Here is a 25,945-nt window from a genome sequence, read left to right as displayed (position 1 = left end):
AAAGTGAATTGCCACAAATAACATTATTCAAATATGAAAAAGCAGCCAAACCCCTGTAAATAAAGGAATCTGTGGCTGCAACCCACCTAACCATCCTGTACAATCCCTATACACCAAAGGCCCGTCCCGCGATGCGTTAATTCACTAAAGGGAGGCTATAAAAAAATCTGACTGAATCATGGAAGGTCAGTCAGGTTTTCTATGTATCTATTTCGTCATGATGTTCATCTGTTCAATGACCCTGGAGACTTCAAGGTCATCCTTCATTGCTTCAAGCGGCCACCACTTTACTTCTTGAAGCTTCTGCTCATCCCCGGCATATTCCGGGTCGTAACCAAGCTGCGGAACATGGGAGCCCATAAGATCGGTTGAAAAGACGCGGCATTCCCCCGCACCGTAGTCATAGGTAAATAAGTGCCGGTCCACTTTCACGGAAAGATTTACCTCTTCCTTCACTTCCCTCACAACGGTCTCTTCAAAGCTTTCCCCTTCTTCCAGTCCTCCGCCCGGCAGTGACCACCATACTTTATCCCCGCGCTTCATTTTCACCATGAGGATATGATCGTTTTTGATGATTGCAGCACATGCTCTCGGACGGCTGCGGGCTTCGAATTCCTTATTCACTAAAGGTCACTCCTTTTTCGTATTATCTTACCACAATTAATAGAATATTTTGGAAAAACGGACGCCTTGTCCTCAAATAAAATAAGATGAAAGAAAGATTCTTTCATCAAGGAGATTGATCATTTGCAGGGAAAAACCTTGTCTATTCTTCGTGCTTGCTTTTATTAACGGCTTTTTTCCTTAAATACAGCCACATCGCCATGTACGTGGCGAATAATAAGATTAAGAAGACCGGTACTGAAAGAACATTTTGGATTAACATGACGTCACACCCCAGATTATTTTAAACTTTCCAAAGGGAACGGGAATATTAAATAAAAGACGACCACAAGTAAAACCGACACACCAATGGCTCTCAGTGGATTCCTGTAATGCAGATACAGTACACTGAACAATATAAGGTTCAACGGGATATTCCACCATCCATTCCATCCATGGTCATACACATACATGCCTTTGTGAGCGAAAAGGGCCTCAATGGCAGTATAAAATGCGGTCCATATTAAAATATAGAGAAGCTGGCTGGTTCTCTTTTCAGGAAAACGTTGAAGATAAATGATGAGGCCCACCGGACAGATAAAAAAAGTAAACGCCGTGTTGATGATGGAATGATTCAGCCACTCTGCGGTCACACCCCTGAAGGCCCAGAGAGTATAGTCATAATAAAAATAATTGTATACAAAGTTGACCAGCATGAAAAATAATAGCGTCGGATACTGTTTTCCCCACTGGGACCAATCAACGAATTTATATGCAAACAGAATCCAAACCACGATCACCAATAGTAAATACATATACACACCTACTTATCATTGCTGTCATCATCATTGACCGATTTAGAAGAATTTATACGAAAGTCCAGCCGTTACCGTGCCAATCTTCAGGGTAATGAGAAAACAGACAGGAGGCATTTTGATGAAAATAGCCATTATCGGTTTAGGCGATATCGCAAAAAAAGCATACTTACCCGTTCTATCCCAAAAGGAAGGAATCGAGCTTGTCCTATGTACAAGAAACTTAGAGACGCTGAACACACTGGCGGATAAGTATCGAATCGAGGAGAAGGTCCAGTCAATAGATGAATTGATCACAAAAGAAATCGACGCTGCTTTCATAAGCACCGCAACGGAAGCCCATTTTGAAATAGCGGAGAAGCTCCTTGAACGCGGGATTCATGTCTACATCGACAAGCCGATTTCCATGAACCTCGGGGAAACCGATAGAATCGTCAGTCTCGCCAAGGAGCAAAACAAAATCGCCATGGTCGGATTCAACAGACGCTTCATCCCTCGTGTACATGAGCTGAAGGAACATGGAAAAGCAAGCTTGATCCTGATGCAGAAGAACCGGTTCGCATCCCCTGACCATGTAAGGAGATTTGTCGTTGAAGATTTCATTCACGTAGTCGACACGCTCCGCTTCCTGATGAATACGGATGTCCGAAATGTCAAAGTGGAATGCCTGAAAGACGGGGATGAGCTCCACCACCTGGTCATCCAGCTGCTCGGCGATGGCTGCACAGCCATCGGCATCATGAACCGAAATGGCGGGGTGACGGAAGAAACCATCGAGTATCATACCGGACATCACAAATATGTCGTCAACAGCCTGGTTGAAACCACTCATTACCATAACAAAGATATCAGCATCACCAAGTTCGGTGACTGGGAACCGACCCTCCATAAGCGCGGATTCTACCAGCTGGTCGATCACTTTATCGACTGTGCTGCAAACAACCGGACACCGGACCCTTCGATCGAGGATTCCCTCATCACCCATGAAATCTGTGAGAGGATCGTTAAATCAATCGACTCGCAGGCTTAATGAAGAAAAGAGGAAGGGCTTTGAAGAGAGGCGTGTGGCATAAGACGAATCGGCCTGGAAGGCGCTCTTTGCCTTCTTGGTCGTTTTTGCTTATGACATGTGCCTCTAAGCCCTGCAGCTGGACAGTTCCTCCCCCTGAAAAAGGACAGGAGGTTCACGGGCTACCCGCGGAAAGCGAAGTCTACCACGGAAATCAACAGCAGTGTTTAAAACTACCCAAACATATAAAAAGTGTCTGCGCACGAGCGGCAGACACTTTTTTAAATGGCTTCAGTCCTCCGGCATAATCCACACAATCTCACAAATACGGACAAAGAAAGAAGAATCATGCTCCTTCACCACGACATGATCAGGCTTAGCATCAGCCACTGTACCGCTTACCGAGCCCCGTGATGTATCAATGACCACTCTTTTCCCGATAAGACTTTTAAGGGCAGCATATACATAAGGCTCCACTACAACCACTTGCATCGGTCCATTGGAAGGTACTTGCGGGTTGGTTCGATACGGATACATGCTGTACATTCACTTACCTCCAGACTGTTTACTATTTTTTACATCTTATGTTTATGATGCCCCGGGCCTGGCTCATACCTTCATATTGAGCAGACCTCCCATAAAGAATCACTTGTTCTTTTCATCCTCCATGAAGCATATGGATTACCTTGAAATTCAAAGTTATTTTGAAGGAGTGCACAACATGATCAATTTCAATTTCTTTCAGGGGACGATCACCGCGATCAGTGATTTTTTGATTGGGCAGAACGGGGAGGGAGAAGGCTGTTATAAACTGATCTCTTTAGTGGATGATACAGGGGGCACCGTCAATTTCGTAGTGGAACCGGCCACTTATTTTGTTGATCACGAGATGGTCGCAGCGGGTGATAGAGTGACGGGATACTATGATGCAAATGCCCCTGTCCCGCTTATCTATCCGCCGCAATACCGGGCACTGATCATGGTAAAGGAAAATCCGTCCCGGAATGTGAAAGTTGATTATTTCAATTCTCAATTGGTGAGCAGTGACGGCTTCCTGAAGCTGAATCTTTCACCCTATACCCAAATCCTTCTGCGAAATGGGCAGCTTTTCACAGGTAATCCTGCCAACCGAAATCTGATTGTTCAATATGGTCCTTCTACCATGAGCATCCCCGCACAGACCACGCCTTATAAGATAATCGTGTGGTGTTAACGTTGATTCCCCGATATGAAAAGCCGAACATGATGGTGTTCGGTTTTTTTGGTCAATACGAACTATTTCAAAAGAATAACAGGAGTACTAAGACCCGGCGGCTATCAGACCTCTGCCTTAATTACCAGAAAGATGGGTTGTAACGATTGTACAAAAACGTTTAACATAGTAAAGTATTAATATTCTAAATTTTTTGTATATAGGGTTGTTTTCTACTACATAATTGCTTTCCGTACATAAAAATGTAGTCGCTTACATCAAGGAAGGAGCAAAACGATGTCACTTGAAGTGAACACGAATGTATCAGCACCTAAATCTTTTAAAAAACGGGCCGCCCTGATCGGTCCTGGATTCGTTGCAGCGGCAACCGGGGTCGGCACAGGGGATCTCGTTGCTGCCCTGGTGGCCGGAGCCGGTTTCGGGCTCGTGTTTGTCTGGGCGATCGTGGTCGGTTCCATCCTGAAGCATTTCCTCAATGAAGGGGTGGGACGCTGGCACCTTGCCACAGGGAAAACGATTCTTGAAGGCTGGCAGGAGATGGGGAAATGGGCGACCGGATACTTCGGTATATATGCTGTCATCTGGGGTTTCGTCTACGGGGCTGCCGCAGCCTCGGCCTGTGCGCTTGCCATGACCACGATGTTTCCGGTCATGCCTTTCTGGGCGTGGGCAGTCATTCATGCCATTGCAGGCTTCCTGTTGGTGTGGACCGGCCGCTACCTGATATTTGAAAAGGTCATGATGTTTCTGATCGGGCTTATGTTTGTAACAGTCGTGGGTTCGGCAGCCTTATTCCTGCCGAACCTCGGTGAGTTCATGAAAGGCTTTGTCCCGACCATTCCGGAAGGATCATTCCTCCTTGCCCTTGGATTAGTGGGGGGAGTCGGCGGGACGATCACGATGACCTCTTACGGCTATTGGCTGAAGGAAAAGGGCTGGAGCGGGAAGGAATGGATTCCGACGATGCGTCTCGATTCCAAGGCAGCCTACACGATGACGGCTATCTTCACTCTCGCCCTGCTCATCGTGGGGAGCCAATTTTTATATGGGACAGGCGTAGAAATTGAAGGGGAAGAAGGCTTGATCAAACTGACGGGGCTGCTTGGGGATAAATATGGCGGATTCATTTCGTGGATGTTCCTGATCGGATTCTGGTCTGCGGCATTTTCATCCCTGCTCGGTGTATGGAACGGGGTCCCTTATCTATTCGCCGATTTCATAAGGGTTATAAAGAAACGGACCGACCGGCCTGTAACGGAAAAGGACCCGGCATACCGCCTCTTCCTGGCATGGCTCACCTTTCCGCCATTGCTGCTGTTGTTCTTCGGTAAACCGGTCCAGCTGATCATCTTATACGGAGCATTGGGTGCGTTGTTCATGCCGTTTTTATCATTCAGCCTGATTTGGCTGTTAAACTCAAAGAAAGTGGACAAGGACTACCGCAACAGTCCATTGGCTAATTTTGTATTTGCTGCGTGTATCCTGTTATTCGCGATCCTTGCAGTGACGAAATTGATTTCTATTTTTTAATAATGAAAAAAAGCCGTGGAGCATGCCTCCGCGGCTTAATTATTGACTGCCATCCTTCCAAGCGGGCCGCTTTCCTCAATGATGTCCTGCAGATCATAGACGGAGATCGGAAACATCGGGAATCCAAAGACGTATGGCGTTATTTCATAGAGTTGAAAATAGACCACCAGCGCCTTGTCAGCGATGTAAAAATCCTGGTCGGGGCGTATGCCCTGGAACTCGCCGAGGAGCGGAATGTCCCGCTGTTTGATCTGCTGGGCCACCAGGTCCGAGATCCTCTTCACATACCCGCTGCCGGGCTTGAATAAATCTTTCAAACTGCAAAGCTTTTCTTTCCCGAGATCGAATGTCAGCGACTTGATGATCGTCAGCCCGTGCGCTGCCTGGTAATGATACGTATAGTTCGAGAGTGATAGACTCAGTACCTCACGCTGGTTGTTCTTGATTTCAAATGACCCAAGCATCTCCTCCACGCTCGTCGGCATATTGCCGGCCTGCTCATGGATCAGGTTCTGGGTCTCATGGACAATGGAACGGTTGATGAATCGTTGTAATTCCCGATTCTGCATTTCCACTGCTTTTGGATAATAGACCGTCTGCTTAGGTCCGCTGCTGATCATCCTCGTTTTTATACTTACTGGAAACGATATGGACAATGTAATCATCCTCTGCTCTTTTTAACCCATCGTATTCAAAAGGGGGATCCCCGTGACCACGGAATCCAGAATTTATACTTGTCCTGTGAGCTCCCGTTCTGCCATCCAGCTCACTAACTCTCCCTCCCGCAGCGGAGGCGAGAAATAATAGCCTTGAATGTGAGGGCGCTCGATCATCGACATGATGAAATCGATCTGTTCCTGCGATTCCACTCCTTCGATGACCACCCGGAGATTCAAGGAAGAACATAATGTGATGATCGCCCTCAGCAGCGCGGAATCCTTCTCGGAAAGCGGGACACCGTCCACGAACGATTTATCAATTTTAATCGTTGAAATCGGGATTTTTCTTAAATATGAGAGGGATGATAACCCGGTCCCGAAATCGTCGAGCGCAACGGACAGGCCCATTTCCCTGAAGCGTCCGACGGCAGTGATGGCGTTATCGATGTCATGGATGACACTCGTTTCCGTAATCTCCAGTTCGATGAAGCGGCTGTCGACTCCATACTTCCTCAACCCCTCACTCAGGACCGACAGCAGCCTGGAGGAGGTCACATACTGCCCCGGGATGTTGATGGATACCCGCTTGAATTCAACACCTTCTTCCAGCCAGCTGGAGACCTGACGGAAAACCGTTTCGATGACCCAGTCCGTCACCTCGAAGATCTTTCCGTTCTCTTCAAGAACAGGGATGAATACACCTGGTGAAATCATCCCGTGTACCCTGTGCTCCCAACGCAGCAGCGCCTCAACGCCCGTTACTTCCCCCGTGACGGGCAGCACTTTCGGCTGATAGACCATGAACAGCTCATCGAATTCGATCGCCCGATTGATATCCTGAACGATCTGTCTTTCAAAGCTGTACGTATGAACAGCAGGGTCATATTCCATTACTCCGTGCCGAAATTGAATGGAAGGATGTTGGAGAACAGCCATCGTATTGGCCAGCAGCTGGCTGCAGTCACCTTCCTCACAGTGGGAAGCGGCACATACCATTTCAACGACGACACGGTAGTCATCGATCAACAACGGTTTCTTCAATTCAGACAGTACCTTTTCCATAGATGACTTCAATATTTCAAACTCATGCTTTTCACTGTGATAGACCGCAAAACGGTTTCCTTCGATCCGATAGACTTTTGAAGTGCGCAGTTTTCGTTCTTCAATGATTTCCCCGACCGCTTTGATCACGCCGTCGCCAAAGGTATAGCCATAGCCGCTGACCCACTTTTCGAAGTCATGGATATGGATGATGGCAAGGCTCCCGGCCGTCTTCGAGTTCTTCAAATCCTGTTCGAACTGTCTTTGATTAGGAAGCAATGTGAGCGCGTCGTACTGATGAAGGCGGTGGTCCACATAGCGGTCCAGAAGGCCGGCAAGTCCGGAAACCGCCAGCAGTATGAAAATACCTGCCGTCACAACCGTAACAAGCAGCGGCATGTCCATTTTATGCATTCCGTGCATGCCATTCCCCGGAGTCACTGTATAAAAGACGACGGCCGCCATCCCCGTATAGTGCATACTCGTGATGGCGAGTCCCATCAGGACTGATGTGAGGATTTTAATCCACTGGGTTCCCATGAACTTCTGCAGGCTGGAGAAAATGAACAAAGCCACATAGGAAACGACAACCGCAATCATGACTGAGGACATGAGGATCAACGGCTTATACACATGCTCCGCATTCATCTCCATCGCAGCCATCCCGATATAATGCATCGCGGATATCCCGATCCCCATGATGATCCCGGCGATGATCGCAGGCACATGCCCCTTCTTCTTCCTATTGGCAAACGAAAAGGCCAAATAAGAAGCAAACACAGCCGGTATGACAGAAGCAGCCGTCAAGAACGAATCGTACGTCATCGAAACAGGCAGCATGAACGCGCTCATCCCGATAAAATGCATCGACCAGATCCCGAGCCCCATCGACACCGACGCCAGCACCAGCCAAAACGATTTATGAAAAAAACTGCTCTGCTGCATCCGCTGATTCAACGACAGCGACGTATAAGAAGCACAGCAGGCGATCACAATCGACAACACCACCATAGGGAGGGAGTATTCCCCTTGCAGGACGTAGATGTCCGGTGATTCCGGTAATGAAAACATAGAACAACCTCATTTAACGTAATTTTGAAATTAATATTTTGGTATACATGTTAAATTATACAAAAGTCAACAGAAAAAGATAGGGATAGCAACTAGTAAACTGCCATCTACACAGAAAAATAAATATGAATTTTCTGTAATTTAGTAGGCGTTTTGTCCTGTTTTCAGCGTATAATAGAAAGTCCAAACGCTATGAAACTAAAATGACGGGAGTAGATGAACATGAAGAATAAAGGGATTTACCGGGACTTTTTCCTGCACATCGACATTTTGATCATGGCCGGTATTTTTCTGACCGTACTGGCCTTTCTTTTTACTGCCGGCACGACAGCTTTCACTCCTCTGTTCCTTGCGATCGGGATTGTCACCTACATGTTCAGCGAGTACCTCACCCACCGATTCGTCTTTCACATTAAGGCCCCGAAGAACAGCATCCTTTTAAAATTAATCAAACGGCTCCATTATGACCACCACAAGAAGCCAAATGACCTGAAGCTGCTATTCCTTCCCATCTGGTACAGCGCACCCAGCCTGTTTGCCCTGAGCCTCATTTTCTATTTCATCACAGGCTCCCTTTCCACAACCCTGGCCTTCAGCGCAGGGATCCTGATTATGTTCTTCGTCTACGAATGGAAACACTACGTAGCCCACCGGCCGCTCAAGCCGAAAACTAAATTCGGCAAGTGGCTGAAGAAAACACATGTCCTGCATCACTACAAAAACGAAAATTATTGGTACGGTGTCTCTACCCCGTTTATTGATGCCTTGTTCGGGACGTTGAAAGAGGAGAAGGAAGTGGATTCCAGTGAGACGGTGAAGGATTTGGAGAAGCGGGCATAAGAAAAAGCATTCATCCTTGAGAAGATGAATGCTTTTCATAAAATTATTATCCATCAATCGCAGCCCTAATCACCCGGCCAAGCCTCCTCACACCTTCCGAAATATCCCCCTCACTTGCATAACTGAACGAAAGCCGCAAATACTCCAGTCCTTCTTCCTGATTCAAAAAGAAATACTTGCCGGGAACAAAGGAAACGCCTTCAGCAACAGAATCTTCCAAAATCTTCGACGTATCGGCACCCGGTACCCTGACCCATACAAAATATCCGCCTTGGGGGACGTACCAGGAAACAGAATCCGGCAGATGCCGTTCTAGTTCGGAAAGCAACAGGCTGCACTTTTCACGATACACGTTTCTCAAGGTGGTAAAGTGTGCATCCAGATCCATGTTGCCTAGAAATGCACCCATGCTCGCCTGTGAAAAGGGATGATCAAGGTCTTTCTTAAACCATGCGAGTGCCTGAATGAATTCCTTATCCGCGGCGACCCAGCCAATCCTCATTCCGGGAGCCACCACTTTCGAAAGTGAACCGACATACAATACACGTGGATCAGCCCCGCTCCTTAGGGACTTCAATGAATCCATCCCCTGATCGAAATGCACTTCCCCATAAGCATCATCCTCAATCACGATGAAATCATACTCACCTGCGAGCTTTATAAGATGTTCCCTGCGTTCAGATGTCATGGTCGTCCCGGTCGGATTCTGGAATGTAGGAATGGTATACAATACTTTCGGGAGCTTGTGCCCCTTGCTTTTCCGTTCAGCCAGCAGTTCTTCCAATACATCTGTCCGTAGACCATGTTCATCCACTTCGATATTGATAAAGTGCTTCGTATAGTTCTGGAAGATTTCCAACGCTTCCATATACGTCGGCGACTCTACAACCACGACCGTCTCGTCGTCCATGAGGATCCTGGCGATCAAATCGATTCCCTGGCACGCACCAGACGTGATCAGGACTTCATCATTCTCGTCCAGCATGGAACGGTCCACCATCAGGTTTTGGATGAAAGCTTTTAAATCCTCGACCTTCTTGCTGCCAATATAGTGAAGCGGCAAATCTTTCTCCTCTTCCAAAAGCTTCACAACCGAGTTCTTCAGCTCCTCAACCGGGACAAGCCCGGGATCCGGGTAGCCGGAACTGAGCCTTATGCATCCGTCAGGGATGACGGGCATCCATTCCCCCGGGGGATCATTTTGCAATGCGGATTTAATGTCTTTTGAAAAAAAAGATTGGGGATTCACACGATCAAACACCTTTCCATTCTTTGTTTATTTTCATTGTATAGGAAGAACCCCGGAGCTTCTACCCGAACTTGCAATAAAAAAACGAAAGCATTGACGGGTGTCAATGCTCTCGGTTATACACTTTTAAGCTGTATTTCATAGTACAGTCCCGTCCCGATGTTCCACGTGAAACATTCATTAAAAGAAAAACAAATGCGCCATCAATGCTGCGACCGGCAGTGTGATGATCGTACGCTGTAAGAAGATGATGAACAGGTGCAGGAACGAAATCGGGATCTTTGATTTCAGCAAGAGTATCCCGATTTCAGACATATAAATTAACTGAGACAGGGACATGACCCCGATCACAAAACGGGTCAAATCCGATTCGATCCCGCTTCCTACTACAGCCGGGAGGAACATATCGGCAAACCCGACAATCATCGCCGGTGCGGCGGCTTGTGCTTCAGGAATACGCAGCAATTCCAGCAGGGGCACGAACGGATACGACAAATAATCAAAAATCGGTGTGAATTCAGCAATCACGAGGGCGACCGTCCCGATGGCCATGACCAAAGGAATCAATGCGAACCAGATATCCACCACATTTTTAATCCCGCTGCCGATCACACTGCGGAAGCTTTTGACCCCATCGGCCTTTTCAACCGCGGTTTCGAGACCCCAGCGGAAGTTGGAGACCCCTTCAGGCACATCCTCTTCGATCTGCTTCCCGACCGGCTCATAATACGTTTCCTTTTTAAAGGAAAGCGGCGGGATCCTTGGACAGATGATGGCAGCAATCACTCCCGTCACGACCACCGTCAAGTAGAATTGGACAAACAGGTGATCAATCGCTAGAAATTTGGCAATTACCAGACTGAAGGCGATTGACGCAATCGAAAAGTTCGTCGCAACGACTGCAGCTTCCCTTTTCGTATAATATCCGCCTTCATATTGCTGTGTCGTCAATAAGACGCCGACCGTCCCGCTTCCCATCCACGAAGCCAGTGCATCGATGGAGGACCTGCCTGGAAGTTTGAACAGAGGCACCATTACATTCCGAACCAATGTACCGAAGAAATCCATCAGGCCGAACTCAAGCAGCAGCGGCATGAATAAGCAGGCAAATAAAAACCAAACCATCAGCACCGGAATCAAATCATACAGGACCACCCCGCCTGTGAACTCCGACCATATGTATTCAGGACCGACTTTAAGGAAGGTCGAGACCGCGAACAGCGCACCGATCCAGCGCAGCGCCAGCCAAAACGGCGTAACATCGAATAAAGCCGTGAGGAATGGACTCTTCTTGACCAATTGAATGTCACTGAATCTGACGACTAAACTGGCAACCGCAGATAGACCGATGATACCGGTCATAATGGCAGGAATATAATCACCAATCATCGCCTGAAGTCCGTCCGCCAGGATCCCAAGGCCGATCGTCACCTTGCCGTCAATCGAAATGGGAACAAGAAATAGCAATACCCCCAATAATGAAGGCAGCCAAAACTTCAAATATTGCTTTGCTGTATACTCTTTTTTACCTGTTACCGCCTCGACGTGCTGCAGTTTTTCTGCCTGCATAATCAAACCCTCCCGTTTCCGTGAATATTGTTTATTTCGTTCGTTAAATTTTCTGAATATAAATAAGATAACATCTTACTGTATAATTATACAACCATATTTTTAAGAAATAATAGATTCTCTTGACTATATTAGTAGATTCCGCTCGTTACCGGCTGTATTTTTATGTTGTTATCATGACTCTGATGGAGAAGCCACAAAAAGAACCTCCGATCAAAATCAGATCGAAGGTTCCTTCACCAATGCTATTTACATTTCAAACATCAACTATGAGCAAGCTCTCTTCCATTCAGTCCCAGTGCATGGGCTGTCGATGCGTGGATTTCCCTGAACAGCTCTGGATTCTCAGATAACGACAGGCCGTAAGAAGGAATCATTTCCTTGATTTTTGGTTCCCACTCTTTCATATGCTGAGGGAAACATTTATCCAGTACTTCTAGCATGACGTGAACGGCAGTGGAAGCACCCGGGGATGCGCCAAGAAGTGCAGCGACCGAACCGTCGGAAGCACTTACCACCTCCGTACCGAATTGAAGCGTTCCTTTCCCGCCTGCTTCGGTATCTTTGATCACTTGCACACGCTGGCCGGCTACAACGATATCCCAATCCTCGCTTTTGGCGTTAGGAATGAATTCACGCAGTTCTTCCATTCTCTTTTCTTTTGATAGAAGCACCTGCTGGATCAGATACTTTGTCAATCCCATATTCTTCGCGCCTGCCGCAAGCATTGTCAGGACGTTGTTCGGTTTGACGGAAGTAATCAGGTCCAGGTTTGAACCGGTCTTCAGGAACTTAGGAGAAAAGCCTGCAAACGGTCCGAATAACAGTGATTTTTTATGATCGATGAAGCGTGTGTCAAGATGCGGCACAGACATTGGCGGAGCACCGACTTTCGCCTTGCCGTATACTTTTGCATGATGCTGCGCCACGACTTCAGGATTGTTGCACACCATGAAGAGTCCACTCACCGGGAATCCGCCGATACGCTTGGATTCCGGTATGCCCGTCTTTTGAAGCAGGTGAAGACTTCCGCCTCCCCCACCGATAAAGATGAACTTCGCCGTGTGGGTTTCGATTCTTCCATTGGCAAGGTCCTGCACCTTCACTTCCCATGAACCGTCGCTCATTTGTTTAAGGTCCTGGACACTGTGCCCGTAGTTGACCTCGACATTCTGAGTCTTCAAGTGGTCGAATAACATGCGTGTCAACGCACCGAAGTTGACATCCGTACCGGAATCGATCTTGGTGGCCGCGATCGGTTCATTCGACGTTCGCCCATTCATGATCAGCGGGATCCACTCTTTCAGTTTTTCAGGATCGTCTGAAAATTCCATGCCCTCAAACAACGGATTCACTGACAGCGCTTCCAATCGTTTTTTCAAAAATTCCACATTTTCAGCCCCTTGGACCATACTCATATGAGGAAGCGGCATGATGAATTCCTGTGGGCTGCGGATTAGATTGCTGTTGACAAGATGAGACCAGAACTGTCTCGAAACCTGAAACTGTTCATTTACCTTTATCGCTTTTGTGATATCGATGGAGCCGTCGGGTTTTTCGGATGTATAGTTCAGCTCGCATAATGCAGCATGTCCCGTACCTGCATTATTCCACTCATTCGAGCTTTCCTCCCCCGGCTCACTGAGCTTTTCAAACACTGTGATTTCCCATTGCGGTGCTAACTCTTTCAGTAATGACCCCAAAGTCGCACTCATGACTCCGGCACCAATTAAGATAACGTCTGTTTTCTTCTGTATGCTGCTCATGATAACCTTCCTTACCTTTAATATTTTCATAAAAAAGAGCAGGCGCTCCTGCTTAGGTGTCAAAAATGCAAGGCGTCACTCCAGGAACACATCTTCTCTGTCTCAAACTAAATATATCATAGTCTATTATAATGATTGATGGATAAAAATAACTTCTTTTATCTGATAATTATAAACTATTTAAAGATAATAAAAAAGTGCAAACTGCTCTCCCATGTCTTAAGAAAATATAGAAAAAGAGGCCTTCACCCAGCTTGTTCCAAGGGCTAAGGCTTTTTTCGCTTGGAATAAACCGTTCATTTATTTTTTTTGCCGTGATTTCAGATAGGGGCCATACCATTTTATTAAGTGATTATATGTACCCCCGGACTCGACACATGTTATTTTAAAAAACTGATTTTCATCCGATTTTTTTATGCTTATTACAGATGACTAATTTATCTGTCCATTCCGTTCAGTATTTTTCAACATAAGATAATACAAGCTCTAAAAGAAAGGAGGATGAACAGTTGAAATACAAAAAAACAAGTGTAATAGATTATGTCAGAGCGCTGAAATGCCGCGTGAAAAAGGCCTTCACCCTTCGCTGGAAGGCAGCTTTATTCTATAAGCTTCTGCCTGTTCGGAACCACCCCACTAACAAAGATGAGATACGATATAAGAAGAAAATAGCCGGCTTTTCAAAAGGGCTCCCTCATAATGAACTCGGCGAGGTAGATGTCGAGGCGTATAACACGTATATCGGGATATTGGAGTCGGGCGATCCGGAAGACTTTGAAAGACTCCCGCTTGCTGGTGAAAGGAAGATGGTTAATCCTCAAGCCGCATATGCATTTGAAATGACCGGACCGGACAGTCACCAATTGGTTTTACCGCCCGCTCCGAGCTTCAGCAGTGCAGAGATGGCTGCTGAAATGGTCGAGCTGTACTGGCAGGCTCTTACCCGCGATGTTCCTTTCAACGACTATGACACGAACCCTCTGACGCTGGCAGCTGCAGATGAACTGTCGAATTTAACAGATTTCCGTGGACCTAAAATTGTTGGGAAAGTCACCCCCGGGACATTATACCGGGACGATCTCCCGGGAGCATTGACGGGCCCGTATGTTTCACAATTTCTTTTGAAGGACATTCCTTATGTATCAACCAGGACCATCCAACGCTACCGGACAACCAAGGCCGGAGAAGACTTTTTAACAGATTACGATGACTGGCTTGCGGTTCAGAACGGTTCTATCCCACCCGGTCCCGATTATGATCCCACTCCAAGATATATACGAAATGCGCGGGATTTAGCCGAATTTGTGTACAATGATCGATCCGTCGAAAGCGGACTAGCCGCTAGTTTGATCATCTTCCAATACGGGACTGCCGCATGGGATAAGAATAACCCCTACCTCGATTCTGACACCCAGATCGGATTCTCTACCTTTGGGGTTCCGCATATCCTCGATTTTGTTACAAGATCAGCCCGTCCCGGACTAGAAGCTGCCTGGTTCCAAAAATGGCTTGTCCACAGACGTCTCCGCCCGGAAGAATTCGGCGGGCGCATCCACAACAAATTGACCGGAAAGGCTGAATATCCAATACACCCGGACGTACTGAACTCAGTAGCACTGGCAAAAACCTATGAAATCTATGGTTCCTACCTGTTGCCGCAGTCTTACCCGGAAGGCTCTCCTTTACATCCTGCCTATCCCGCCGGCCATGCAGCATTTGTCGGGGCGATGGTGACCATGCTGAAGGCACTGTTCGACGAATCATTCGTGATTCCCGACCCTGTCATCGCGACAAGCGACGGCCTCCAATTAATAGACTATGAAGGGCCGCCCCTCACTGTCGGCGGTGAATTGAACAAACTCGCCTATAATATCGCCAATGGACGGGACGCAGCAGGAGTCCACTTTCGGGCCAGCGGCATCAACGGTTTAAAACTTGGAGAGCAGGCAGCCATCGGGATCCTGAGGGATTACAAGTCCACCTACAATGAGGCGTTCAAGGGATTCACTTTGACAAAATTTGATGGTACTTCGATTACGATTTAAATTTTTTAAAAGGGCTGGAAGCAAGGCGGACTTTTCGGTAAAAAAGCACAGTGCTTCGTAATTGAGGGCTGACCCATTTTTCTATTTTTCGTGTAAAATAGGGGCCGTTATATCAATCCGGTTGGTCCAAACAACGCCTGAATAACCGGCAGGCAGCCGCTCAAGATCCCCAGGGGTGTCAAACCCTTCCGACCAGCCTCCGTCACCCGCCACCAGGATTACGCGCGTGCCTGCATCTTCCAGCCGCTTGATGAGCTTGTCTGGCCATCCCCACATCCATTTGGCATACTTCTCGGGTAAATGGATCTGTGTATTTTCACAGGCGGAAGGGACGTATCCAGTCCATCCTGCAGCGATATATGGCAGCATACAGCTTTTCATCGTGGCAATCGACATCACGCGAAGGTCCGGCAGCTTTTCTTTCAACGACGCAATCGGCCGGTCCCCGCCGTACACGGTGAGCCGGTCCAGACGATCCTCAGGCAGACCTTCAAGATAGCGGGCAAGCTGCTTCCCTTCCTCGGGGTCGTCACTCTTGATATGGATCAGGAAAGAGCCCTCCGTGAAATGCTCCATCACCTCATCAAGTGACGGCATCATTCCGACTCCCTTCCCGCGAAAAGGGTAGGTCTTCCCGTCATCAGCCGTATATCCATAGCCGATATCCAACTGTTTAAGCTCTTCCATCGTATGTTCCCTCGTCACCCCTTCGCCGTCCGTCCGGCACTCCAGTGTCCAATCGTGGAAAATCGCAAACTTTCCGTCCTTCGTCGGCTGGACATCGAACTCGACAACGTCCGCCCCGGCTTCAAAGGCAGCTTCCATCGAGGAGATTGTGTTTTCAAGGTATGGATGTTCAGGCTCATGGATTCTTTCAGCCGTGCAAGTATCACTCTTGATGCCGTCCATCGGGAACGTCTGCGACATCCCCCTGTGTGCAAGCAGTAAAGGGTTTTTATCTTCGGTTTTTGTAAATAAAGATGTGTTGTTTATGTACATGAACGCTGCCAGAATACCAACACCCAGCAAAGTCCGTTTCATGATTCTCTTAAACTTTTTCATCGTTCCTCCAAGGTTTTCAAAAAAATTGAATTCTAGTAAATTGTATCGCTTTTCCAGGAATCCCGCTATGGCTTTCGACTTCTCCCCGTCAGCATCGTCAAGCCTTGCACGCCCTACTATCTGCCAAAGTGTATGTTAGGGTGGTGAGATATTTCTTTTCATTCTTTTCATTCTTTTCTTTCTTTACATTCTTCTTTCTGTTTTCGATTCTGAATCAAACTTGCTGCAAACCTGATTCATGTCTGATTCACAAAAAGAAATACAGTACGTTTTTCGTACCGCAGCAAACTAGTTTCACCTTACATAGATTCCCGTCTATTTTTTTCCATAAAATCATATCATCACTCTCACCTCCAGACCTCTTTACCTTCTATATATAAAATAATGCGGGAAGCGGGTACCTGCTGTTAAAAAATATCTATTTTTATTTCATTCTTTCAACACATTTTCTATATAAACTGAATAATGAAGACGATTCAGTCCAATCAACCTATTAAAAAGAGCAAGAGAAGGAGATTCATATGAACAGGAACACATTCAATCCATTCAGAAGGCTTCATTTTTATGCAGCCTGGTTCATCACACCATTATTGTTGACACTGACCCTTTCAGGGATTGGATTTCTCTTTTATCCAGAAGTCGAAAATATGATTTATGAACATGAATTTTTCGGGCAAAGTGATAACAAGGAGATGCAAAACATAGATGAAGCGATCGAAGAAATAAAAGAAACATACAACGGCTACTCCGTCAGTAAAATCAGCATGATGGAAGAACCCTATAACAACAGGGTGACGATCAGCAATGATCAAGGAGAGTCTCAATATGTATTTTTAGACGAAAACAATCAGATCGTCGCCAGCCAAAATTCGAAAAATACCTATTCCAACTTTATGAGGACATTCCATAGTTCCTTATTGACCGAGCATACCTTTGTCCGTTACCTGGTCGAACTGACGGCTTGCTGGGCCATCTTCCTGATCGTGTCGGGGACCTATATGACATTCAAGAAGAAACTGCTCCAGAACCGTTCCAGGAAAAACCCTCTCAGGTTCCAGAAACTACATGCAATACTTGGACTGGCACTTGCCGTACCTCTGATCATCATTGTGGTGACCGGGATTCCATGGTCAGTTTTTACGGGAAGTAAAATTGGGCAATTCGCAGCCGACCATCCTGATTGGGGCAGGACGGAGCTTCGGTACAATCCCCCTCAGTCGGATGTGGATGAAATCCCTTGGGCGACAAGAAGCATGGACCAGCCCGCTTCGGAACATAAGGGGCACGCGGGACATCACTCCGACAGCAGTACTGATGACACGATAGCCGGCCAGAAAACCATCGAAGAAATCATCACGGAATCCGGAGAGAACAATATTTCAAGACCGTTCTCCATTGTCTATCCTTCTGATGAAACCGGTGTCTTCACCGTGTCCAAAGGAAGCAATACGGGCGTCACCGGACTCGATGTCAATCCGGACGAAGAAACAACCGCTTACTTTGATCAGTATTCCGGAGACATGATCGCTCAAATCGACTTTGAGGACTACGGCATCATCGGCAAGTGGTTCACGTGGGGAATCCCTCTTCATGAAGGGCATCTATTCGGGATGGCCAACAAGATCCTGAACCTGCTCGTCTGCATCGCATTCCTTGCAGCGATCGCGATGGGCTTCATGTCATGGATGAAGCGGGTGAAACCTGGTGGAGCGAAGGGTCCGAAGAGGATCAACAAGCCATGGTCGATAGGTGCAATCGCAACAATCATGATACTCGGTATCCTTATGCCGCTTTTCGGATTATCCGTTCTCGCGATTTTTATCATTGAGACGATCATCTACTTCACGAAGACGACGAAAGAGGCTTGATCCTTAAAAAGGAACGTTTCACATCAAAATAAACGGTCTACAATGCCAAAACGCATGGTCTTTCACTTTAGAAAGCACCATGCGTTTTTTGTTGATTCATCATGTTACAACGGAGAGTGATGATATAAGGGGAATTTACGTTTCAGCGGGATTTATTGAGTTGGTGGCGGAAGAAAGCTTGATTCCCGCTGGTATGTTGTCTCTCCAGCTCGGAAATCCCTACGAGGTTTCGGAGGGTCCGGGGGCAGGATTTATGGGCGAAATTCTCGATATATGTGCGAAATTTTCATTTTAAGGGCGATATCTCAAATATAAGGGCGAACTACTGATTTTTAGACAAATTTCATTATACATCCTACTTCCAATACACACACGGGTATAAACCTATTTCACTTTAGATCAAACCCCGCTCATGCCGTAAAAGCCATTCCTTCCTCCACAAACCGCCCGCATAGCCGGTCAGCTTTCCATTCGATCCGATGATCCGGTGACAGGGGACGACGATGCTCAGACGGTTTCTTCCATTGGCGCTGCCCACTCCCCTGACCGCCTTCTCATTCCCGATCGTGACGGCGATGTCTTTATAGGTGGACGTTTTCGCATACGATACTCCCGTCAATGCTTCCCACACCTTTTTTTGAAAAAGGGTTCCATCAAGCTGATAGGGGAAGGTGAACGTACGCCGCTTGCCTTTGAAGTATTCATCGAGCTGCTTTTCGCACTCTTCAAGCACCAGGGGACATTCATCCCCGCAATCATCTGCCTCCTGTTCTTCGATGAACAGAATGGATGTGATCCTTTCATCCGTTCCCTGTATGTCAATCAATCCGATCGGTGACCGGTACAGTTTGTTATATAGTTTCGTCATATAAAGACCTCCAAAGATAGAAGGCGGCATATCCCCGCCACCCTTCCCATTTTGCCGATAATTGCTCCATTTCCTCAAGCGTCGGTTTACGGTCATATCCCAATAAAACCTTCAACGCATTTTGAAGGCCGACATCTGCGATTGGAAATGACGATTTGACATGCAGACATTTCATCATGACATAGTCCGCTGTCCAGGCTCCAATGCCTTTATACTGCAAGAGCGTGTTTCTCACTTGCCGCTCATCCAGTTTCATCAAAGATTCTTTCGTCAATTCACCCGTCTCCATCGCCACCGCGATCCCAAGGATGTATTCAGCCTTCCTGCCTGTGATTTGCAGCTTCCGCAGATTCTCCACATCCAAATAAGCTATCTTGTGAAAAGAAGGAAATAGCCAAAACCGCTTGCCGTTGACCGTCACACTTTCACCATATTGCTCAACAAGCCGTTTTTTTAATGTGTAGGCAAAAGATAAGTTGATCTGCTGCCCGAGGATCGCCCATATCAATGCTTCGAACAGGTCGGGAAGGCAGATCATCCGCAGTCCGTAATAGCTCTGGGTGAGTCCCGATAAAATGGCATCACCGGCCGCCCATTCATAAAACCCCGCCAGATCCACATCCAATTCAAACCACTCCCATATATACTCCGCCACTTTTTCCCTGGCGTCTTCAGATGGGGTGCCGTTCAGAAATTCAACGTTCAAGAACTCATGGATATAGTCAATCTTACACAAAATCAATTCTTCATCCACTCGGACCAATTTCAATAAACAACCTTCTTCAATCTCATGAAGAATTTCCAAATTCGACCTTCCTAAAAACAGCAGGCACTCATCAAAGCTAAATTCCTTTGGAGGATAAATCTTGATCCAAGATTGTCCGTCAGTCCACTTCATTTTTTGAAACCTCCGACATACGCTTTCGATATTCGCTAGGTGAACATGCTTTCAGCTGCTTAAACACTTTATAGAAATTGGAGGAGCTTTGAAATCCGGCCTCATAGCCGATTTCAAGATTCGTCAGGCCTGTCGTCACCAGCAGATGAGCCGCTTTATCGACGCGGATTTTTTCCAGGTACGTACGCGGCGTCTCCCCTGTTTCCTGTTTAAACATGCGCTCAAGATAGTAGGGGCTCAGACCAGCATGATCCGCAATATCCTTCAACACCAGGGGTTTGTTCGTATGATTGACGAGATAGCCGATGACGTTCCTTACCACCTCGATATTAGGGGAATGCTCCACTTCAGGCTGACATCTTTTACAGGCACGAAATCCGGCTTTCTCAACCTCATGGATGTCAAAATAAAAATCCACATTCACTTTTTTCGGTTTCCTTGACCGGCAAGAGGGCCGACAATAAATTTTTGTCGTCTTCACAGCCGTAAAAAACAATCCGTCATACTTCCGGTCGCAAGCCATGATCTTTTCCCACATCTCTTCGAACGTCAGGTTGACCTCAGTCATCATCACACCCCCCTTTCTGTCTTCACATACTGTTTGTTTACTATATTATCAAGGACGCCCCTCACCTTTCCTCCTGATTCTTGCTCTTATGGTCGGATGATGAACATCACAACTCATTTTCTGTACAAAAATAGCACCGGTTTGATACCTGGGCTCAGAAAGTTACAGAGTCGACTGTTTTTGCTTTTTCCTCCTTATAACTAGAACAAATACAACAATTGATGAAATGACCGCCAACAAAATGATCGTATAGAGGATCAGGGTTGGGTCTTCGTTGGCATCCTCAGGAATAAAACGGCTCGCAATCGGTCCGAGCGAAAGAAACAGCGGGATGATGATGGTAAACCATGTTTTCGTATAGATGGCTGCAGCAATGAAAATCACGATGCACGCAGCGAGGATCAAATTGTTTTGCAGGGGCGACGCTGTGAACACCGGCTGAAACTCCTGCGCATTGTACCAAAACAAGACGGCAACGCCCAATCCGGTGACGAGAAGCGTGGTCGCAAATATCAGTAAGTAGCCCCATTTAGACTGGATGTATCCAGGCAGCACTTTGAATAGCAGGACAGCATAGATCAAACCTCCGGCGATAGAGCCAACGGATGCAATAATGATCGTGCCTCCCGACAGCGAGAAGTTGCCTTCAATGGCTGGCCCAAGACTGAAATAAGCAGCCAATAACAGGATGAACATCGGCACCAGCCCCACCAGCTGCCGATAATCCGTCTTCATCGATTCGCCTATGCTTTTCATATATTCCTTCGGGCTTTCCCCGACGATGTGCGTGACATCTTTTCCCTCTGCCTCAGCCTGGAGCAGATGGTCTTCCAATTCTTCCGTGATTTCATTGATTTCGTTGTCGTTTTTCCCTTTCGAAATCAAATGCATGCGAAGTTCGATTAAAAACTGTTCCGACTCTTTGGAAAGCATTTCTCACATCTCCCTTTTATTCAACACATTGTTGACTGTGGCACTCAACTGTCCCCACCTCTTGATAAATGACTCCAGCTCCCCTTCACCTTTTTCGGTCAGGGAATAATACTTCCTTTTGGGCCCGGCCGTCGACTTTCTTAACGTGGCACTGACCAAGCCTTCCTTCTGCATCCGCAGCAATAAAGGATAAATGGTCCCTTCACTGAACGAGGTGAAACCATAAGACTCAAGCCGCGCTGCCAGCTCGTACCCATAGATTTCCCCGTCTTTTATGATGGATAGAAGGCATCCGTCCAATATCCCCTTTAACATCTGAGTTGTACCTGCCATTGAATATCTCCTTCCAGTACCTTGCAATACAAGATATAAGTTTATTATATTCACCGCTATCTTGTATTGCAAGATATAAGTTTATTATATTCACCACTATCTTGTATTGCAAGATATAATTGATAAATTTTTACAAAATTACCTGATTAATTGAAACCTTTACACCGTTTCCAGCGTAAGTAAAGCTGAGGTGAAGAACATGTACATACACATAGATGAACCAACGGAAACCATATCAAAAAACGCAGCAAAAGTGTGGCGGATCTCCAATAGCATCGGGCATACGATTGTCCTCATCATCATCGGCATTCTGCTCCTTTGTTCAGATAAATTTGACTGGTACAACTGGATCGGGATCACACTTTACGTCCTTGGCGGATTGTTCATAGTCTCTGCCGCCTTTTCGATATTCATCGAACCCGTTTATCTGCAAAAGACATGGCGCTACCAGGTGGACAAGGAATTCGTCCAGCTGAAATTCGGGAGATGGGAACAGCAGCATATCCTGATACCGATGGAAAAAGTGGAATACGTCCGCACGGAGCAGGGACCTCTCTTACGCCGTTACGGGCTTTACGACCTTGAAGTCGGCACGACGGCTTCAAGCCACAAGATCCCTGCCATACCTGAGGATGTTGCAAAAACATTGAAAGCACAGATCGCGACCTTTGCGAAAATCACCGACAAAGACTCAGAAGAAGGAGAGATCGGGGCATGAACCCTTCCGCCAAGCGTTATCATCCGGCATATATTGCAGTTGAAGTGTTCGCATCGCTGAAAGGCCTGGCAGGCTTTTATCTTCTCTTATTTCTTTTAAAGGCAAATTCTACCGCAGGATGGGTCGTATGGGGGCGTTACGCCCTGCTGGCGGCCACCTTTGGTTCCATCCTGTTCATCCTTTCCAAATGGGCGTTCAGCCTCTATGAACTCGGACCCAAAACCATTATCGTCAAAGAAGGGATGTTCGTTAAGAAGCAAAGGACGGTCGCCTGGGACCGGATCCACAGCCATCGGACCAGCACGACCTTCATTCACCGCTGGTTCGGTCTGACTTCCCTGACACTGGAAACGGGGACGAGCGGGGAAAATGCCGAATTTGGTTTTCCGGTCATTACGCAGGCTGAAAAGGACCGCATCCTCTGGCATCTGGAACAAGAGCAAGTTCCGGATGAGCCGGCAGAAGAGACAAAGCCGGAACCCATCGTCCACTTCCGGGCAACGCGGAAAGACCTTTTGAAAGCATCCTTCACGTCACTCAGTTTCCTCGCCATCTTCCCATTGCTGAGTGCCATCTATTTCAACCTGGCCGATTTCTTTGCCATTGAAGAATCGGCGGAAAGTGCCTTGGCCTACCTGCTGGATCATGTATGGGTCCTGGTCGTGCTCTTTATAGTGGCGATGATGCTGTCGATAGGCATCGGGTTCATCAAGACGTCAATCAAATACGGAAATTATGTCATCCGTGATGATGAAGAACGGATTTATATTGAAAAAGGCATAGGAAATGAAATGAGTTTCTCAATCGCCAAGAAGAAAGTACAGGCTGTCAAAGTAGAACAGACCCTTGTAAAAAGGTTATTCAGCCTGGTGTCGATCAAGCTGATCAGTGCCGGCACCTCAGAAGGGGAGGAGGAAATCAGTTCCCTGTATCCGTTCATGCCGAAGCACGAAGCCTACAACATGCTTCACACCATCCTGCCGCACTATTACATCAAAGAAGGGATGGAGCGCTTCCCCGTCAAGGTCCTTTGGCTGAAACTGATTCAGCCGTATTATCTGACGCTTGCCGCCCTGATCGGATTATGGTTTTACAAAAAAGATTGGCTATGGATTGCAGCGATCGTATTCGCACTCTCCATCCTCCTGCGGGCCCTGGACTACATGTTCACAAGCTACACCCGCCACGGACACACCGTCCAGATCCGTCATGGAGGATGGATGAACGAAACGTTCGTCACCCATCTTCATCGGATCCAGCAGGTGACCGTCAAACACTCATGGCTGCAGCGGAAATTCGGGGTCGCCACCATCATGTTCTCGAACCGGGCGGACCCTTCCCATGAGAGCTTGTTGTATGGAGTGTCGAAAGAAGAAGCGGGAACATTTTATGAATGGTACCATCGGAAATCCGTCTCGGGGTGAGGCGGGTTTTTTATTATTTTATAAAATGGGCGCTCACCCCCAGGTGACTTTGACCTGCTTTTACTAGAGATAGAAGAAAAGAAAAAGAGAATAAATAGATGGAATGCAGGAACTAAATGATCCCATCTACTTAAAATGTGTGAATAATATCAATCAAAAGCCCTTCCTCTTTTACTAGACTATGAATACTACTAATAGTAGGAAGGAGGGAGAGATATGGGTGACAGGAAAAAATATCTGAAAAAGGATGAATTAAAAAATATCATTAAATCCGAAGTTGAGAATGCACTTAGAAATATGGTGATTAATATTGAAGTCAATCCGCAAATTAATGTCATAAACGACACCCAACGCGAAGTGGCGATTGGCGAAAAAGGTGTTGGTGCCGGGGAGAATACGAACATTGGAATCGTTGGGAAAGACGGTTCTGCTGCTGCAGGTACGAACCCTGAGTCAGCTTTGGTTGGGGGAGACGGTTCGGCACAAGTTGCGGATCCAAATTCCGCTCAAGCTACCACCAGAGGTAATGCAGCTTCCCAACCAAACGATCGATTCAATCAAGGTACCGAGTCAGGCAAAGGTAATTTGGAGCAGAATGCAAGCCAATAAGATACTATCATTCATCCAAACCATTAAATGAATCATCCTGTAAAGGAGGTGAACATGATGGGAGATAAAAAGCATCAAGAAGAGTATTGTTGCGAAGGGATTAATATTGTAAATGACACTGCTCGTGAGGTTGCAATCGGAAAGGTTGGCGTTGCAGCAGGCGAAAACGCTAATGTTGCATTTGTAGGTAAAGACGGTTCTGCTGCTGCAGGTACGAACCCTGAATCAGCTTCAGTTGGTGGTGACGGTACAGCACAAGTTGCTGATCCTAACTCCGCTCAAGCTACCACCAGAGGTAATGCCGCTTCTCAGCCAAATGATCGATTCAATCAAGGTACCGAGTCAGGCGAAGGCAACTTAGAACAGGATGCAAGTCAATCTTAACACTTATACTTGTATTGTTCTTTAACTAACTGTATGGTAATTAAACAAGAATAAGGCGCTTCTGATACGTTGGAATCGTTTTTAAAAAATAGGGTCTGATCCCCAGTGTACTAAAGCATTATATGCTGGGGATCAGACCCTATTTCAAATTCAGGACCAAAAATTAATCAATGTAATCAAAATTGATAGAATGACACAATCTCCGCACTATGATTAAACTATTAGTCCAATCAAAAACTGATTTCCTCACATATACTATTAAAAATTTATATAGGAAGGAGTAAAAATCATTGAGCTTTTTAAAAGAGACGTTATCACAATGGAAACGAAGGTTGCAGGCTTTCCTATTACGTTTCAGGGCAGCTTTATATTATACAAGTAAACCGTTCTCCAATCACTCTACTAATGGTGATGAAGAAAGGTACCGTAATAAGATTGCTAACTTTTCTAAGGGGTTACCACATAATGAGCTGGGTGAAGTAGACCTCAATGCTTATAAAAAGTATATTGAAATATTGAAGTCTGGGGACTCAGATAAATTTGAAAACCTCCCATTGGCCGGGGAGAGGAAGTTGGTTAATCCACAAGCTGCTTATTCGTTTGAAATGGTTGGTCCTGATAGTCATCAATTGGTGACATCTCCCCCTCCATCATTCAGTAGTGCAGAAGTAGCCGCTGAAATGGTTGAGCTTTACTGGCAGGCACTTACAAGGGATGTTTCCTTCAACGATTATGATAGCAATCATTTGACGATTGCAGCAGCAAATGAGCTGTCCAGCCTGCTTGATTTTAATGGACCAAAAGTCGATGGAAAGTAACAACGGAGACTTTATTCAGGGACAATCTCCCAGGACCGTTGACAGGGCCATA

At 46.6% G+C, this 25,945-nt stretch carries 25 protein-coding genes; 11 read left to right on the top strand and 14 right to left on the bottom strand.

The features are described 5' to 3' along the window. Window positions 1-207: 207 nt before the first annotated feature. Complete coding sequence (locus tag HWX64_RS12500) at window positions 208-624, bottom strand: NUDIX domain-containing protein (protein WP_175989895.1); 417 nt, start codon at window positions 622-624, stop codon at window positions 208-210. 278 nt (window positions 625-902) lie between these two features. Beyond that, a complete protein-coding gene (locus HWX64_RS12495) occupies window positions 903-1,418 on the bottom strand; it encodes a CBO0543 family protein (protein ID WP_175989894.1) in 516 nt (171 codons plus the stop codon). A 121-nt stretch (window positions 1,419-1,539) separates the two neighbouring features. Between HWX64_RS12495 and HWX64_RS12490 the strand changes: the two genes are divergently transcribed. Then, on the top strand, window positions 1,540-2,448 hold the full coding sequence (locus HWX64_RS12490; RefSeq protein WP_175989893.1) for a Gfo/Idh/MocA family protein: 909 nt from the start codon (window positions 1,540-1,542) through the stop codon (window positions 2,446-2,448). 270 nt (window positions 2,449-2,718) lie between these two features. Here the strand turns inward: HWX64_RS12490 and HWX64_RS12485 are convergent, their stop codons facing one another. Continuing rightward, the gene (locus HWX64_RS12485; RefSeq protein WP_175989892.1) at window positions 2,719-2,973 is read right to left on the bottom strand and encodes a YuzF family protein; all 255 of its coding nucleotides are present in this window, start codon (window positions 2,971-2,973) and stop codon (window positions 2,719-2,721) included. 175 nt (window positions 2,974-3,148) lie between these two features. Here HWX64_RS12485 and HWX64_RS12480 point away from each other — a divergent pair, with 175 nt between their 5' ends. Beyond that, the gene (locus HWX64_RS12480; protein ID WP_175989891.1) at window positions 3,149-3,640 is read left to right on the top strand and encodes a hypothetical protein; all 492 of its coding nucleotides are present in this window, start codon (window positions 3,149-3,151) and stop codon (window positions 3,638-3,640) included. Window positions 3,641-3,916: 276 nt separating this feature from the next. Then, a complete protein-coding gene (locus HWX64_RS12475) occupies window positions 3,917-5,170 on the top strand; it encodes an Nramp family divalent metal transporter (protein WP_175989890.1) in 1,254 nt (417 codons plus the stop codon). Between the two features lie 35 nt (window positions 5,171-5,205). On the opposite strand, the gene HWX64_RS12470 is transcribed toward HWX64_RS12475, so the two are convergent. Further along, entirely contained in the window at window positions 5,206-5,826 is a 621-nt protein-coding gene (locus HWX64_RS12470; RefSeq protein WP_254871142.1) for a DUF3298 and DUF4163 domain-containing protein, read from the bottom strand. A gap of 72 nt (window positions 5,827-5,898) precedes the next feature. Next, window positions 5,899-7,941, bottom strand: a complete 2,043-nt coding sequence (locus HWX64_RS12465; RefSeq protein WP_175989888.1) for an EAL domain-containing protein — start codon at window positions 7,939-7,941, stop codon at window positions 5,899-5,901. Between the two features lie 222 nt (window positions 7,942-8,163). Between HWX64_RS12465 and HWX64_RS12460 the strand changes: the two genes are divergently transcribed. Then, window positions 8,164-8,781 carry a sterol desaturase family protein gene (locus tag HWX64_RS12460; protein WP_175989887.1) on the top strand — a complete coding sequence of 206 codons (618 nt, stop codon included), beginning with the start codon at window positions 8,164-8,166 and terminating at the stop codon, window positions 8,779-8,781. Window positions 8,782-8,827: 46 nt separating this feature from the next. On the opposite strand, the gene HWX64_RS12455 is transcribed toward HWX64_RS12460, so the two are convergent. From HWX64_RS12455 to HWX64_RS12445, 3 genes are all read right to left on the bottom strand, one after another. Beyond that, on the bottom strand, window positions 8,828-10,030 hold the full coding sequence (locus HWX64_RS12455) for a PLP-dependent aminotransferase family protein (protein WP_175989886.1): 1,203 nt from the start codon (window positions 10,028-10,030) through the stop codon (window positions 8,828-8,830). A gap of 180 nt (window positions 10,031-10,210) precedes the next feature. Next, window positions 10,211-11,599, bottom strand: coding sequence for a YjiH family protein (locus HWX64_RS12450; RefSeq protein ID WP_175989885.1), 1,389 nt, complete (start codon window positions 11,597-11,599; stop codon window positions 10,211-10,213). 263 nt (window positions 11,600-11,862) lie between these two features. Further along, window positions 11,863-13,365, bottom strand: a complete 1,503-nt coding sequence (locus HWX64_RS12445) for a malate:quinone oxidoreductase (RefSeq protein WP_254871141.1) — start codon at window positions 13,363-13,365, stop codon at window positions 11,863-11,865. Window positions 13,366-13,874: 509 nt separating this feature from the next. Between HWX64_RS12445 and HWX64_RS12440 the strand changes: the two genes are divergently transcribed. Then, a complete protein-coding gene (locus HWX64_RS12440; RefSeq protein WP_254871140.1) occupies window positions 13,875-15,410 on the top strand; it encodes a vanadium-dependent haloperoxidase in 1,536 nt (511 codons plus the stop codon). Between the two features lie 81 nt (window positions 15,411-15,491). Here HWX64_RS12440 and HWX64_RS12435 read toward each other — a convergent pair whose 3' ends face one another. Beyond that, a complete protein-coding gene (locus HWX64_RS12435) occupies window positions 15,492-16,472 on the bottom strand; it encodes a glycerophosphodiester phosphodiesterase family protein (RefSeq protein WP_175989883.1) in 981 nt (326 codons plus the stop codon). A 521-nt stretch (window positions 16,473-16,993) separates the two neighbouring features. Here HWX64_RS12435 and HWX64_RS12430 point away from each other — a divergent pair. After that, complete coding sequence (locus HWX64_RS12430) at window positions 16,994-18,340, top strand: PepSY domain-containing protein (RefSeq protein WP_175989882.1); 1,347 nt, start codon at window positions 16,994-16,996, stop codon at window positions 18,338-18,340. Between the two features lie 394 nt (window positions 18,341-18,734). On the opposite strand, the gene HWX64_RS12425 is transcribed toward HWX64_RS12430, so the two are convergent. The 5 genes from HWX64_RS12425 to HWX64_RS12405 form a co-directional block, all read right to left on the bottom strand. Beyond that, window positions 18,735-19,208: a methylated-DNA--[protein]-cysteine S-methyltransferase gene (locus tag HWX64_RS12425; RefSeq protein WP_175989881.1), complete on the bottom strand. Its 474-nt coding sequence runs from the start codon at window positions 19,206-19,208 to the stop codon at window positions 18,735-18,737. After that, window positions 19,192-20,106 (bottom strand): DNA-3-methyladenine glycosylase, encoded by a 915-nt coding sequence (locus HWX64_RS12420; protein WP_175989880.1) that lies wholly within the window; start codon window positions 20,104-20,106, stop codon window positions 19,192-19,194. Before HWX64_RS12420 ends, HWX64_RS12425 begins: the two co-directional genes overlap by 17 nt. Then, entirely contained in the window at window positions 20,093-20,677 is a 585-nt protein-coding gene (locus tag HWX64_RS12415) for a bifunctional transcriptional activator/DNA repair enzyme AdaA (RefSeq protein WP_175989879.1), read from the bottom strand. The genes HWX64_RS12420 and HWX64_RS12415 overlap by 14 nt, the downstream gene beginning before the upstream one ends. Window positions 20,678-20,836: 159 nt before the next feature. Then, window positions 20,837-21,607, bottom strand: coding sequence for a DUF1129 family protein (locus HWX64_RS12410; protein WP_175989878.1), 771 nt, complete (start codon window positions 21,605-21,607; stop codon window positions 20,837-20,839). Between the two features lie 3 nt (window positions 21,608-21,610). Then, the gene (locus HWX64_RS12405) at window positions 21,611-21,940 is read right to left on the bottom strand and encodes a PadR family transcriptional regulator (protein ID WP_175989877.1); all 330 of its coding nucleotides are present in this window, start codon (window positions 21,938-21,940) and stop codon (window positions 21,611-21,613) included. A 199-nt stretch (window positions 21,941-22,139) separates the two neighbouring features. Between HWX64_RS12405 and HWX64_RS12400 the strand changes: the two genes are divergently transcribed. From HWX64_RS12400 to HWX64_RS12380, 5 genes are all read left to right on the top strand, one after another. Further along, a complete protein-coding gene (locus HWX64_RS12400) occupies window positions 22,140-22,658 on the top strand; it encodes a PH domain-containing protein (protein WP_175989876.1) in 519 nt (172 codons plus the stop codon). Beyond that, complete coding sequence (locus HWX64_RS12395) at window positions 22,655-24,082, top strand: PH domain-containing protein (protein WP_175989875.1); 1,428 nt, start codon at window positions 22,655-22,657, stop codon at window positions 24,080-24,082. The genes HWX64_RS12400 and HWX64_RS12395 overlap by 4 nt, the downstream gene beginning before the upstream one ends. A gap of 216 nt (window positions 24,083-24,298) precedes the next feature. After that, a complete protein-coding gene (locus HWX64_RS12390; protein ID WP_175989874.1) occupies window positions 24,299-24,691 on the top strand; it encodes a hypothetical protein in 393 nt (130 codons plus the stop codon). A gap of 54 nt (window positions 24,692-24,745) precedes the next feature. Then, entirely contained in the window at window positions 24,746-25,075 is a 330-nt protein-coding gene (locus HWX64_RS12385) for a hypothetical protein (RefSeq protein ID WP_175989873.1), read from the top strand. 290 nt (window positions 25,076-25,365) lie between these two features. Then, window positions 25,366-25,893, top strand: coding sequence for a hypothetical protein (locus HWX64_RS12380; RefSeq protein ID WP_175989872.1), 528 nt, complete (start codon window positions 25,366-25,368; stop codon window positions 25,891-25,893). The last annotated feature ends 52 nt before the right edge of the window (window positions 25,894-25,945 follow it).

It is taken from the genome of Bacillus sp. Marseille-Q1617 (genome assembly GCF_903645295.1).
Lineage (GTDB): Bacteria > Bacillota > Bacilli > Bacillales > Bacillaceae_B > Rossellomorea.
This window is presented reverse-complemented; position numbering and strand designations above follow the sequence as displayed.